General features: G+C 69.3%; 13 protein-coding genes. 10 read left to right on the forward strand and 3 right to left on the reverse strand.

What is annotated here, in order from left to right; translation table 11 throughout:
- The 4 genes from BP05_RS13900 to BP05_RS13915 all read left to right on the forward strand — a co-directional run.
- Nucleotides 1-247: OmpA family protein (locus BP05_RS13900; RefSeq protein ID WP_496364474.1), on the forward strand; the 247-nt coding region annotated here is incomplete at its 5' end.
- Between the two features lie 157 nt (nt 248-404).
- Nucleotides 405-917, forward strand: coding sequence for a hypothetical protein (locus BP05_RS13905; RefSeq protein WP_496364476.1), 513 nt, complete (start codon nt 405-407; stop codon nt 915-917).
- A 14-nt stretch (nt 918-931) separates the two neighbouring features.
- Nucleotides 932-1672 (forward strand): pseudouridine synthase, encoded by a 741-nt coding sequence (locus BP05_RS13910; protein WP_496364478.1) that lies wholly within the window; start codon nt 932-934, stop codon nt 1670-1672.
- Between the two features lie 175 nt (nt 1673-1847).
- Complete coding sequence (locus tag BP05_RS13915; RefSeq protein ID WP_496364480.1) at nt 1848-2240, forward strand: hypothetical protein; 393 nt, start codon at nt 1848-1850, stop codon at nt 2238-2240.
- A 125-nt stretch (nt 2241-2365) separates the two neighbouring features.
- Here BP05_RS13915 and kbl read toward each other — a convergent pair whose 3' ends face one another.
- Nucleotides 2366-3559 carry a glycine C-acetyltransferase gene (gene kbl, locus BP05_RS13920; protein WP_496364482.1) on the reverse strand — a complete coding sequence of 398 codons (1194 nt, stop codon included), beginning with the start codon at nt 3557-3559 and terminating at the stop codon, nt 2366-2368.
- An 11-nt stretch (nt 3560-3570) separates the two neighbouring features.
- The gene (gene tdh, locus BP05_RS13925) at nt 3571-4605 is read right to left on the reverse strand and encodes an L-threonine 3-dehydrogenase (protein WP_496364484.1); all 1035 of its coding nucleotides are present in this window, start codon (nt 4603-4605) and stop codon (nt 3571-3573) included.
- A gap of 167 nt (nt 4606-4772) precedes the next feature.
- Here tdh and BP05_RS13930 point away from each other — a divergent pair, with 167 nt between their 5' ends.
- Entirely contained in the window at nt 4773-6935 is a 2163-nt protein-coding gene (locus BP05_RS13930) for a S46 family peptidase (RefSeq protein WP_496364486.1), read from the forward strand.
- 67 nt (nt 6936-7002) lie between these two features.
- Here BP05_RS13930 and BP05_RS13935 read toward each other — a convergent pair whose 3' ends face one another.
- On the reverse strand, nt 7003-7401 hold the full coding sequence (locus tag BP05_RS13935) for a DUF3224 domain-containing protein (RefSeq protein WP_496364488.1): 399 nt from the start codon (nt 7399-7401) through the stop codon (nt 7003-7005).
- 291 nt (nt 7402-7692) lie between these two features.
- Here BP05_RS13935 and serA point away from each other — a divergent pair, with 291 nt between their 5' ends.
- From serA to BP05_RS13960, 5 genes are all read left to right on the forward strand, one after another.
- Nucleotides 7693-9258, forward strand: a complete 1566-nt coding sequence (gene serA, locus BP05_RS13940; protein WP_496364490.1) for a phosphoglycerate dehydrogenase — start codon at nt 7693-7695, stop codon at nt 9256-9258.
- Nucleotides 9259-9260: 2 nt separating this feature from the next.
- Entirely contained in the window at nt 9261-9905 is a 645-nt protein-coding gene (locus BP05_RS13945; protein WP_496364492.1) for a histidine phosphatase family protein, read from the forward strand.
- Between the two features lie 79 nt (nt 9906-9984).
- Nucleotides 9985-11301 carry a bifunctional tetrahydrofolate synthase/dihydrofolate synthase gene (gene folC / locus BP05_RS13950; protein WP_496364494.1) on the forward strand — a complete coding sequence of 439 codons (1317 nt, stop codon included), beginning with the start codon at nt 9985-9987 and terminating at the stop codon, nt 11299-11301.
- An 87-nt stretch (nt 11302-11388) separates the two neighbouring features.
- Nucleotides 11389-12411, forward strand: a complete 1023-nt coding sequence (locus BP05_RS13955; protein ID WP_496364496.1) for an SPOR domain-containing protein — start codon at nt 11389-11391, stop codon at nt 12409-12411.
- 50 nt (nt 12412-12461) lie between these two features.
- Complete coding sequence (locus BP05_RS13960) at nt 12462-13193, forward strand: CvpA family protein (RefSeq protein WP_496364498.1); 732 nt, start codon at nt 12462-12464, stop codon at nt 13191-13193.
- Nucleotides 13194-13196: the final 3 nt, after the last annotated feature.

Raw genomic sequence — 13196 nt, forward strand, 5'->3', positions numbered from 1 at the left:
TCCGGAGCTGAAGGCCGAAGTGGCCGGTCACACCGACCAGTGCGGCAGCGACGCGTACAACCAGGCCCTGTCGGAGCGTCGTTCGCGCGCCGTGTACGACTACCTGACCAGCAACGGCATCGACGCCGCGCGCCTGACCGGTCCGAACGGCTACGGCGAGAGCCGTCCGCTGGAAGACCTGGGCCAGACCCTGCCGGGCTGCAAGAGCGAGCGTAACCGCCGCACCGAGCTGAACGTCCAGAACTGATCGGACGCCAGCTGCCTCATCGAAGCCCGGCCTCGTGCCGGGCTTCGTCTTTTTGGCATTCGGCTAGGACGCCATCCGCAGGTACCGCTCGTTCCTCGCGGGGCGTGCATGCGGTCCGCGCTACACTCCGCCGCCACGAGGCTCGAGGAGAACAGGAATGCAGCGCATGGCAACCGGTTTGGTCCTGTTCTGCCTCGCGTGCGCCGCCCATGCGCAGGCCGGAAATCCATGTGCCGCCGCGGCGGCCCCGGGACTTCCGGTGCAACCCACGCTGATTGCACCCTTCGCCCCGGAACTGGCAGCGCCCACCCACCAACTGGGTGCGCCCAATGGCGTGCTGGCCCAGGCGGTCGATGAAACCCTCGCCGTCGACAACGTGCTGATGCGCCAGCGCCTGCGGGATTGCCTCGCCGTGGCGAAGGCGGCGCCGGCCTTGGCGCCGTCGCTGCCATCGTCGTCGAATCCCGCGGCCTACCAGCCCAGGACGCAATACGACAACACGCCCTGGCGTTTCGACATGAGCCAGAACGGCAAGCGCATGACTGCGGAAGAATTCGACGCCTGGATGAAGGCGCGCGGCGTACGTGTCGCCAAGGGCACGCAGTCTACGACCCCGGCTCAGGCTCCGGCGCCGGCCGAGGCGCCCAAGCAGGCCGAAAAGAAGAAGTAAGCGGAAAGCTGCGCATGAAGCAGGGCGCGCTGCGCCACGGTCTGGCTCGCGTGTTGTCCAAGCGCGGCATGTGCTCGCGCACCGAGGCCGCGCGCTGGATCGCGGCCGGCCGCGTGAGCGTCGACGGCCGCGTGATCCTGGATCCGGAGTTTCCGATCACCGCCGATGGCCGCCAGCGCATCGTGGTGGATGGGCATGGAGTGGAGTCCGCACGGCGCCTTTACGTGATGCTCAACAAGCCACGGGGACTGGTCACGACGGCGCGCGACGAGCGCGGCCGCGATACGGTCTATCGCTGCTTCGACGGCGCGCAGTTGGAGGGCGGCCCGCTCCCGTGGCTCGCGCCGGTCGGCCGTCTCGACCGGGCCAGCGAAGGCCTGCTGTTGTTCAGCAACGATCCCGAATGGGCTGCCCGCATCACCGACCCGCGGACTGGTCCCGACAAGACCTACCACGTCCAGGTCGATCTGATCCCCGACGCGGAGTTGTTGGCGGCGCTGGAGCACGGAACGCTCGACGAAGGCGAATCGCTGCGGGCCAAATCCGCCCGCCTCCTGCGGACGGGCGGGCGCAACGCATGGCTCGAGATCGTGCTCGACGAGGGTCGCAACCGGCAGATCCGCCGGCTGCTGCAATGCTTCGACATCAACGTGCTGCGGTTGGTGCGGGTGGCGGTGGGACCGGTCGCCTTGGGAGACCTGCCCAAGGGGCAGTGGCGGCTGCTGAGCGCGGGGGAAGTCGCCAGCTTGTCCTGAAGCGTTAAGCCGACCTCGAAGTCGGCCAACTGTGCGCCATGCCACGCAATCGCCAGCACGGCGAGCGATGGTCCATGGGCCTTTGCGGAAATGTGCCTGTTCGCACCCTTTTTGCGCCGGCCCCGTGGTTTCTTACGCACACACCCGGTGGACGGGGGATTTAGGGGAACACCTCATGCGCAAGATCCTGGTGGCACTGCCGTGCCTGCTTTTCAGCGGAGCCCTCCTGGCGAAGGAAGCACCCGCGCTCGATTCGCGCCATGGCGCCGATACGCTGCTGATGGCGACCGCGCTGGACGCCAGCCACGCCAAGGCCGAGGCCGCCATCCGCATGGACGGCACGCTGGAAGCGGCGAACACCAAGAAGAAGACGGCGAAGGCTGCCCCGAAGGCCGCCCCTGCCGCGCCCACGCTGGCGCCGGACAGCAAGCGCTTCAACATGACGCAGGACGGCAAGAAGATGACTGCCGACGATTTCGATGCGTGGATGAAGAAGAACGGCTACCGCGTCGCGACCGGTGCTCCGGCCAAGCCGAAGGAAGAAGAGCCGAAGAAGGGCTCGAAGTAAGCCGCTCCAAAGCAGAACGCCTCGCGCCGGCCCGGGCCCGCGCGAGGCGTTTTCGTTTGCGTGGCAATGGCAGGTAAGCGTCGAAGCGAGCGTCGCCGGGGCGGCCGGCCACGGCTCTCGGTGGCTCAGCCCTTGATCACGCCCAGTTCGCGGCCGATCTTGATGAAGGCTGCGATGGCGCGATCCAGGTGTTCGCGGGTGTGCGCCGCCGACATCTGCGTGCGGATGCGCGCTTGGCCTTGCGGCACCACCGGGAAGAAGAAGCCGATCGCGTAGATCCCTTCCTCCAGCAGTCGCGCCGCGAACTTCTGCGCCAGCGGCGCGTCGTAGAGCATCACTGGCGAGATCGGATGCACGCCCGGCTTCACGTCGAAGCCGGCGGCGGTCATCTGCTCGCGGAAGTAGGCGGTGTTGGCCGCCAGCTGCTCGCGCAACTCGCCGGCCGCGGACAGCATCTCGAACGCCTTGATCCCCGCGGCCACCACGTGCGGCGGCAGCGAGTTGGAGAACAGGTACGGCCGCGAACGCTGGCGCAGCAGTTCGATCACCTCGCGCTTCGCCGTGGTGAAACCGCCGAGCGCGCCGCCCATCGCCTTGCCCAGGGTGCCGGTGAAGATGTCGATCCTGTCCATCACGCCCTTGACCTCGGCCGAGCCGCGGCCGGTCGCGCCGAGGAAGCCGGTCGCGTGGCATTCGTCGATGTGCACAAGCGCGCCGTACTTCTTCGCCAGCGCGGTGATCTCGTCGAGCGGAGCGATGAAGCCGTCCATCGAGAACACGCCGTCGGACGTGATCATGATCGTGCGCGCGCCATCGGCCTTGGCCTGCTGCAGCTGCTTCTCCAGGTCCGCCATGTCGCAGTTGGCGTAGCGGTAACGCTTGGCCTTGCACAGGCGCACGCCGTCGATGATCGAGGCGTGGTTGAGCGCGTCGGAGATGATCGCGTCCTTCTCGTCCAGCAGCGGCTCGAACAGGCCGCCGTTGGCGTCGAAGCAGGCGGCGTAGAGGATGGTGTCCTCGGTGCCGAAGAAGTCCGCGATGGTCTGCTCCAGCTGCTTGTGCAGGTCCTGCGTGCCGCAGATGAAGCGCACCGAAGCCATGCCGAAGCCGTGGGTGTCGAGCGCGTCCTTGGCCGCCGCGATCACGTCGGGATGGTCGGCGAGGCCCAGGTAGTTGTTGGCGCAGAAATTCAGCACCGTGCGGCCGTCGGCGAGGGTGATCTCGGCGGACTGCGGCGAGGTGATGATGCGCTCGGACTTGAACAGGCCGGCGGCGCGGATTTCCTTGAGGGTTTCGGCGTAGCGTTGGGTCAGCGACATGGGATCGTCCTTTAGTTCCAGCTCAGCACGACCTTGCCGGCCTTGCCCGCTTCCATCAGTTCGAAGCCCTGCTGGAATTCATCGATCGACAGCTGGTGCGTGAGCACCTTGCCGAGCGGGAAGCCGCCCTGCACCAGCTGCGTCATCTTGTACCAGGTCTCGTACATGCGGCGGCCGTAGATGCCTTGGATGGTCAGGCCCTTGAAGATGACCTTGTCCCAGTCGGCGCCGGCGCCATTGGGCATGATGCCGAGCATCGCGATCTTGCCGCCGTGGTACATGCAGTCGAGCATGTCGTTGAACGCGCGCGGGTTGCCGCTCATTTCCAGGCCCACGTCGAAGCCCTCCATGTGCAGGTCCTTCATCACGTCCTTCAGCGACGTGTTGGTGACGTTGACCACGCGCGTCGCGCCCATGTCGGCGGCGAGCTTGAGGCGGTAGTCGTTGACGTCGGTGACCACCACGTTGCGCGCGCCGATGTGCTTGCAGATGCCCGCGGCGATGATGCCGATCGGGCCGGCGCCGGTGATCAGCACGTCCTCGCCGACCACGTCGAATTCGAGCGCGCAGTGCGCGGCATTGCCGTAGGGATCGAAGAACGCAGCCAGCTCGCTCGGGATCTGGTCCGGGATCGGCCACAGGTTCGACGCCGGCATCACGATGTATTCGGCGAAGGCGCCATTGCGGTTCACGCCGATGCCGACCGTGTTCGGGCACAGGTGCTGGCGGCCGGCGCGGCAGTTGCGGCAATGGCCGCAGACGATGTGGCCTTCGGCCGAGACGCGCTGGTTGAGCTTGTAGCCGGTCACGCCGGGGCCCATGTCGACGATGCGGCCGACGAATTCGTGGCCGATGACCAGGCCCGGCTTGATCGTGCGCTGGCTCCACTCGTCCCACAGGTAGATGTGCAGGTCGGTGCCGCAGATCGCGGTCTTCTCCAGCTTGATCAGGACCTCGTTCGGACCCGGCGTTGGGACCGGCACGTGCTCCATCCAGATGCCCTTGGTGGCTTCGCGCTTGACCAGCGCCTTCATCGTTTGCGACATGGGGATTGCCTTGCGTGGGGGCCGCGGACGAAGCGGCGAGAAGGCCGAAATTATACGCCGGGGCGGCGCCACGGCCGGCCCGGGCGCTTTGCCGCAATGCACGGTTTGCCGCGGGCCCGCGGCATCGCCTATCGTCGCCGGCTCCCGACTCCGCACCTTTCCCGCACATGCCGACCATGCGCCGCCGTTTGTTGGTCCTGTCCCTGCCGCTCCTGCTGAGCGCCACCGCGCATGCCGACGAAGGCATGTGGATGCCTTCGCAATTGCCCGACATCGCCCGGCAGATGAAGGCCGCCGGCTTCAAGGGCAATCCGCGCGACCTGGCCGAACTGGCCAAGCCGCCGATGAGCGCCATCGTGAAGGTCGGCGGCGCCAGCGGCGCATTCGTCTCGAACGAAGGCCTGGTGCTGACCAACCACCACGTCGCCTTCGGCGTGATCCAGTACAACTCCAAGCCGCGGCGCGACCTCATCAAGGACGGCTACATCGCCGCCGACCGCAACGCCGAGCTGCCTGCCAACCCCGACTATCGCGTGCTGGTCACCACCGGCTTCGACCGCGTCACCGACCGCATCCTGGCCGGTGCGAGGGGCAAGCAGGGGCGCGCCTACTACGACGCCGTCGACGATGCGACCAAGGCGGTCGTGGCCGAGTGCGAGCGTGAAGCCGGTTACCGCTGCAGCGTCGCCAACATGTATTACGGCACCGACTTCTATCTCGTGCGCCAGCTGGAACTGCGCGACGTGCGCCTGGTCTACGCGCCGCCGAACGACATCGGCAATTACGGCGGCGAAGTCGACAACTTCGTTTGGCCGCGCCATGCCGGCGATTTCACCCTGCTGCGTGCCTATGTCGGCAAGGACGGCAAGCCGGCCGATTACGCGCCCGACAACGTTCCTTTCGTGCCGCCCGCGCACCTGCAGGTGTCGACGCAGAACTTCAAGGAAGGCGACTACGCCATGCTCGCGGGATACCCCGGCGTGACCTTCCGCCATCGCATGGCCTCGGAGTTCGCCAACCAGGTCGAATGGCAACTGCCGTCGCGGGTCGCGCTGTACCAGCGCATGATCGACACCATCGAAGGCACCGCGGCGAAGGACGAAGCCGCGCGCGTCGCCTATGCCGCGCAGGTGCGCAGCCTGAAGAACAGCCTCAAGCGCGCGCAGGGCGAGCTCGACGGCCTGCGCCGCAGCGATGCGGTCAAGGTGCGGCGCGCGGACGAGCAGGCGATGTACGCCTGGCTGGACAAGCAGTCCGATGCCGCCGCCACGCGCGCCGACATCGCCGCCGCGCAGGCCGTGCTCGACCAGGGCGTGGCGATGCGCGAGCGCGACCAGCTGCTCGGCGCGATCGTCGCCCAGACCCAGCTGCTGCGTTCGGCGGTCACGCTGCAGCGCCTGGCGTACGAGCGCGGCAAGCCCGATGCCCAGCGCGAAACCGGCTACCAGCAACGCGATGAAGTGCCGATCAGTGGCCAGTTGAAGCAGGTGCAGCGCCGGTACGCGCCCGGCGTCGAGAAGGCGCTGCTTGCCGACCTGGTCGGCCAGTACCAGGCGTTGCCCGCGGCCCAGCACCTGCCCGAGTTCGATGCCGTGTTCGGATCGACCACGGCGCAGCTGGGGGCGAAGCTGGATGCGTTGTACGCGGGAACGAAGCTCGGTGCGGAGGACGAGCGCCTTGGTGCGATGCAGGCCGACCGCGCCAAGCTGGCGGCGTCGAGCGACACGCTGCTCCAGGCCGCCGCGACGCTGCTGCCGGCGATCCTGCGCCTGGAGGACGAGAGCAAGGCCAGCAATGGCGAACTGCTGCGCCTGCGGCCGGCCTACATGCGCGCGCTGATCGGCTTCCGCAAGTCGCAGGGCCGCGCGGTGTATCCGGACGCCAACTCGACCCTGCGCGTGAGCTACGGCCGCGTCAGCGCCATGGACCCGCGCGACGGCGTGCGCTACCGCCCGCTGACCACGGTGCAGGGCATCCTCGAGAAGCACACCAGCGGGGAACCGTTCAACGTGCCGCAGCCGCTGCGCGCGGCGATCGCCAGGGGCGACTTCGGCAGCACGGCGGAGCCGAGCCTGAAGACGCAGACGGTCGACTTCCTCACCAACCTCGACACCACCGGCGGCAACTCCGGATCGGCGGTGATGGATGCGCGCGGACGCCTGATCGGGCTGAACTTCGACAGCAACTGGGAGGCGGTGAGCGCGAGCTGGATGTTCGATCCGCGCTACAAGCGCGCCATCCACGTCGACCTGCGCTATCTGCGCTGGCTGCTGGCGAAGGTGTATCCGGCACCGCACCTTTTGCGGGAAATGAACCTGCCGGCGGAGTAAGCGGGCAGGACTGGTAGCACGCAAGGGCCGGCATTGCCGGCCCGTTTTCGTTCGCCAGGAATGTGGCTCAATCGATGGCGTAGTCGAAGGTGTAGAAGTGCGCGCCGTCCTCGGCGATGTCGATCTGCATGCGGCCGTGCAGGCCGGCGAGTTCGCCGGTGCCCGAGTCCGGAACGACCTTCAGCGTCAGCGACGCCTGCCCGCGGTTCATCGTGCCGCTGTGCTGCAGCATGAAGCGGCCGTGGCGCCCCTGCAGCGAACCGACCACGTGTTCGACCGCGACGTAGCCCGCCGATCCGGTGGCGGGGTTGCCGGCGCTGAGCATCTCCACGACGCTGGTCGCCTCCAGCCCGCCGTGGAAGCGCTTCTCGAAGCGCATGCGCCCGAAGCTGGCGTCGCCGCCGGCATCGACGGCCTCCATGGCCGTGCGCTTCACGTCGAAGGGGCCCTTGACCTGCTGGTTCATGGTTCGCGTCCTGGGTGCGGGAAGAGGCCGCATCGTACGCGCCCGCTGAATGCGTTTTCATGGCACGTTTCATCAGCAACTGTTGCGAATCCGCGTGCCGCGTCTGCTAGGCTGTGCCCGTCGCGGATTCCCATGCCAGCCGGCCCCGTCTCCCGACCCGTGAGTGTCAATGCGTCCACGCCCCGTGCGACGCGTGCGTCCCGCAACAGCTGCATCCGTTGCCCGGCGCCACTGGTTTCACGCTGTGCCGGCTCGCAGGCTTTCCGCGCTCCCCTCACTTAGGAGCTTGCGATGAAAGTACTGGCCTGCGATGGCATCCACGAAGACGGCCTGGCCCTGTTCCGCGAAGCGGGATGGGACGTCCTCGTCGCCGCCGATCCGATCAAAAACCCCCAGGTCCTCGCCCTGGCGCTCGCCGACGTCGACGCCGTGCTGGTGCGCTCGGCCACCAAGGTGCCGGCCGAGGCGCTCGCCAACGTGCCCCACCTCAAGGTGATCGGCCGTGCCGGCGCCGGCGTCGACACCATCGACGTCGAAGCCGCCACTGCCAAGGGCATCGCGGTGATGAACGCACCCGACGGCAACACGCTGGCGGCCGCCGAGCACGCGATCTCGCTGCTGTTCGCGCTGGCGCGGCACATCCCGCGCGCCGATGCGGGCATGAAGGCCGGCGAATGGCCCAAGGCGGGCCTGACCGGCTTCGAACTGGAAGGCAAGAAGCTCGGCGTCATCGGCCTGGGCCGCATCGGCGGCACCGTCGCGCGCAAGGCGCAGGGCATCGGCATGGAAGTCGCCGCGCACGATCCGTTCCTGCCCGCCTCCGCGGCGGGCAAGGGCAGCGTGCCGCTGAAGTCGCTGGACGAACTGCTGGCCTGGGCCGACATCGTCACCCTGCACATCCCGCGCACCAAGGAAACCACCAACCTGCTCTCGGAAGAGCGCATGCGCGCGATGAAGAAGGGCGCCTACATCATCAACGCCGCACGCGGCGGCCTGGTCGACGAGGCCGCGCTGCTGCGCCTGCTCGACGAGGGCCATCTCGGCGGCGCCGCGCTCGACACCTTCGCGACGGAACCGCTGCAGAGCGACTCGCCGCTGCGCAGGCATCCCAAGCTGATCCTCACCCCGCACCTGGGCGCATCGACCAGCGAGGCGCAGCAGGCGGTGAGCACGATCCTCGCCCGCCAAATCATCGACTTCGTCGCTACCGGCGCGGTCGCCGGCTGCGTCAACCTGCCGCCGCTCACTGCCGAGGCCGCGCGCGAGGTCGGTCCGTGGATGCCGCTGATGACCGCGCTGGGCAAGCTCGCCGCGCGCCTGGTCGACGCGCCCACCCGGCTCACCATCACTTACGCCGGTCGCACCGAGGCGCTCGACACCCGGCCGCTCACGCGCCTGCTCGTTGCCGCGCTGCTCGGCACGCATTCGGGCCGCGTCACTCCCGTGAATGCCTTGCAGGAAGCCGCCGGCCGCGGCCTGGTCGTGGCCGAAACCGTGGGCGGCGACGGCGACGGCTTCGACCGGTTGCTGCGCATCCGCGTCGAAGGCGGCAACAAGCCGCGCGAGATCGAGGCGACGCTGCATCGCGGTCCGCGCGTGGTGCGCCTGGACGGGGTCGAGATCGAGTTCGATCCGCAGGCCAGCGTGCTGCTGATGCGCAACGAGGACCGCCCCGGCATGATCGGCACGGTCGGCTCGCTGCTGGGCGCGGCGGGCATCAACATCGTCAACTTCGCCCTCGGCGCCGCCGGCGACGGCCAGGCGCGTGCGGCGATCACCGTCGACCAGCCGTTGAGCGAGCCGCAGTTGGACAAGCTGCGCGCCACCCCCGGCGTGCTCGCGCTGCAGCAGGTGTAAGCATGAAGATCCTGCTCGCTCGCCACGGCGAAACGCCGTGGAACGCCGAAGGCCGCTACCAGGGCCAGGAAGACATCCCGTTGTCGCCCATCGGCGAGGTGCAGGCGCGCGCGCTGGGCGAGCGCCTGGCCGACGTGCGCATCGACCGCGCCGTCGCCTCGCCGCTGGTGCGCGCGGCACGCACCGCGCAACTCGCCCTGGGCGAAGAACGCGCGGCGATGCTCACGCTCGATGAGGGCCTCAAGGAAATCGCCCACGGCACCTGGGAAGGGCTGCTCGCCGAAGAAATCCGCGAACGCGATCCCGACCGCATGCATGCCTGGCGCCACCAACCGCACGAAGTGCTGATGCCCGAAGGCGAATCGCTGCAGCACGTGCTCGATCGCGCCTGGCCGGCGTTCGCGCATGCCTGTGCGGGCATGGGCGCGCACGAGACCCTGCTGGTGGTCGCGCACGATGCGGTCAACCGCGTGCTGCTGTGCCGGATCCTGGGCATGCCGCTGGCGAAGCTGTGGTCGTTCCGGCAGGCGCCGACCACGCTGAACCTGCTCGAGGGGCCGGACGTGGACCATCTCGACGTGGTCCGGCTCAACGACTGCAGCCACCACACCGCGCTGTTCGGGGAGGCGGTGCACCGCGCGTTGTGAGGACGTAGGGCGGGCCTGGCCCGCCGTGCGGACGCGTCGCAGATCGAAGGCGGGCCAAGGCCCGCCCTACAATGTGCACATGCCGCAAACACTCGCCGAATGGCTCGCATACATCGAGCGCCAGCACCCCAGGACCATCGACATGGGCCTGGAGCGGGTGCGTGAGGTGGCCACGCGCCTGCGACTTAAGAAGCCGGCGAAGAAGGTCATCACCGTGGGCGGTACCAACGGCAAGGGCTCGACGGTTGCCTTCATCGAGGCGATTGCCCGTGCAGCGGGCCGCAGAGTCGGCGCGTACACGTCCCCGCACCTGCTCGCGTACAACGAGCGCGTGCGCACCGATGGCGAGGACGCCGGCGACGACGCCCTGGTCGCGGCCTTCGAGGCGATCGAGGCCGCGCGCGGCGACACGCCGCTGACCTATTTCGAATACGGCACGCTGGCGGCGTTGTGGCTGTTCGAACGCAGCCGGCTCGACCTGGCCATCCTCGAGGTCGGGCTCGGCGGCCGGCTCGACGCGACCAACCTGGTGGATGCCGACGTGGCGGTGATCACCACGGTCGACCTGGACCACCAGGATTACCTCGGTGACGACCGCGAGGCGATCGGCTTCGAGAAGGCCGGCATCGCCCGCGCCTGGAAGCCGCTGGTGCTGGGCGAAGACGACCCGCCGGCGTCGGTGCTGCGCCATGCGTACGCGATCGGCGCGTCGGCGATCCGCGCGGGCTGCGATTTCTTCTTCGAGACCGCCGACGGTCGCGGCAACCGCTTCATTCCCACCGATGCGACGCCACCGGCGGCCGGGCACTGGACATGGCGCGAGACCCGGCATGCGCTCGCCGACCTGCCGCTGCCGCGACTGGCGGCGCCGGCGCAGTTGCGCAACGCCGCCGCCGCGATCGCCGCATTGCGAGCCCTCGGCGGCTCGCTGCCGGCCGCGGCGATCGCCAGCGGCGTCGCCCGGGCCGAGGTGCGCGGACGTCTGCAGCGATTCGTATTCGATGGGGTGGAGGTCGTCGTCGACGTCGCCCACAACCCGCAGGCGGCGCGCGAGTTGGCCGCGTGGCTGGATACGGCGCCGGTAGCGGGCCGCACGCTGGCGGTATTCGCCGCGCTGGGCGACAAGGACGTGCGCGGCGTCGCCGACGCGCTCGCCGGCCGCATCGACGGCTGGCACCTGGCGGGGCTGGACGCGCACGGGCCACGCGGCACCGACGTGGCGGGCTTCGCGCACCGGCTCGAGGGCACTGCGGCCGAGGCCGGCGCGCGCCATGCGAACGTGGCCGCGGCGTTGCGCGGGGCGCTCGCGGCGGCCGCGGGCGGCGACCGGATCCTGGTATTCGGCTCCTTCCACACGGTGGCGGATGCATTGAAGGAGTTGCAGGCGCGCGCCTGATCGCGTGGCGCGCGTTCATCCGGAGCACGGGGCCGGGCGGCGCGGCACGCTATAATTCCCGCGCATTCCCCCGAGGCCCCCGAATCGATGGAACCCGCCCTGAAGCAGCGTGTGGTCGGTGCAGTTGTGTTGGTGGCACTGGCGGTGATCTTCCTGCCGATGCTGATCAAGGGTCCGGCGCCCGAAAGCGGCGTCTCCGATGTCCCCCTCAAGCTCCCCGAAGCCCCGGCTGGCGACGGCAGCCTGCAGACCCGCGAATTGCCGCTGGTCGCGCCGGGCGCGGCGCCCGCGAGCGGCGTGGTCGGCATGGATGCGAGCCAGTCCGACGATGCGTCCGACGCCACGGCCGTGTCCGATGCCGCGCCGGGCGGCATGCAGCCGGCCAGCACCGCGGGCGGCGATTACGCGGTGACCTTCGGTCGCTACGCGACCGCGGCGGACGCCGACAAGGTCGTGGCGGCACTGGGCAAGGCCCAGTTGCCGGCCTACCAGGAAGCGGCGGCCGACAACGGCCGCACCCTGTACGGCGTGCGCATTGGCCCGTTCGCGACCCAGGCCGACGCCGAATCCGCGCGCCTGCGCGCGGCGCAGGTGCGCGACGATGTCGCGACCCGGGTGATCGTACTGAACGCGCAGACCACCACGCCGGCCGCCTCCGCGCCCGCGCCTGCAGTCCCGCAGCCCGTGGCGGCGGCCAGCCCGCCACCGTCGAAGCCCGAGCCGCTCGCAGCGGCCACGCCGGCACCGGCCAAGCCCGCGGACGCCGCGCCCAAGCCGGCCGCTTCCAAACCGGTCCCGCCCAAGCCCGCGGCGCAGCCGCCCGCGCCGACGACGACTGCCGCGGCCAAGCATGCCGCGCCGGCCGCGGCTGGCACCGGATTCGCGGTGCAGTTGGGTGCGTTCTCGAGCGCCGACGAGGCCAACAAGCTGCGCGACCGCGCGCGCGCGGCCGGCCTGCGCGCCTTCGTCGAATCGGTGCGGACCGACAAGGGCATGCTCAGCCGCGTCCGCGTCGGCCCCGTGCTGACGCGCGCGGAAGCGGACCAGCTGAAGGTGCAGGTCGCCTCGAAGCTCGGGATCGGCGACGCGATCGTCAAGCCGCACCCGTGACGCGATCTGCGTCGGGCGCGGTCAGGCAAGTGGTTTAGGAGCAACAAGCCATGACGGCGCTGGACTGGGTATTGCTGCTGATCATCGGCATTTCGGGCCTGCTCGGCCTGCTGCGCGGAATGATTGGCGTGGTGATGTCGCTGGTGGCTTGGCTGCTGGCGGGACTGGCCGCATATCTGTTCGGAGGCGACGTCGGTCGCAGCCTGGTCACGGATGGCCAACTGGGCTGGGGCGAATACCTGGGCGGCTATGCGCTCAGTTTCGCCGTGGTGTGGATTGCGGTGGCGCTGGTTGGCCTGGTGATCCGCCGGCTGGCGCAGGAGGCCGGACTGTCGGGCGTGGATCGCCTGTTCGGCTTCGGCCTCGGCGTGGTGCGCGGTCTGGTCTTCGCCTGCGCGCTGCTGCTGATGCTGGGCCTGACCAGCATCCCCGGCAAGCGCGCCTGGCACGAGTCCCGAGGTGTCGCGATGCTGTTGCCGGCCGCGAAATGGATGCGTGGCGCGATGCCGCCGTGGATGGCGCAGCGCGTCGACCTGGAAGGCCGGGGCACTTCGCTGCAGGCGCTGGTCCAGGCGCAGACCGAGCAACTCAAGCGGGTCATGACGGAAGGCCTGCCCGCGTCGATTCCCGAAGCGCTCGCGGACCGCGCGCTGCCGGGAGCGATCCCCGAATTCCTCCCGCCGGTTTCGCCGCGCAAGCAGGCGAAACCGGCGGATCCGAAACTGGTAACCCCGGATTCGCCTGCGAACGGTTCAGCGCCGGACGCCAAGCGGGTCCACTGAAAA

The organism is Lysobacter oryzae DSM 21044 (assembly GCF_059568595.1).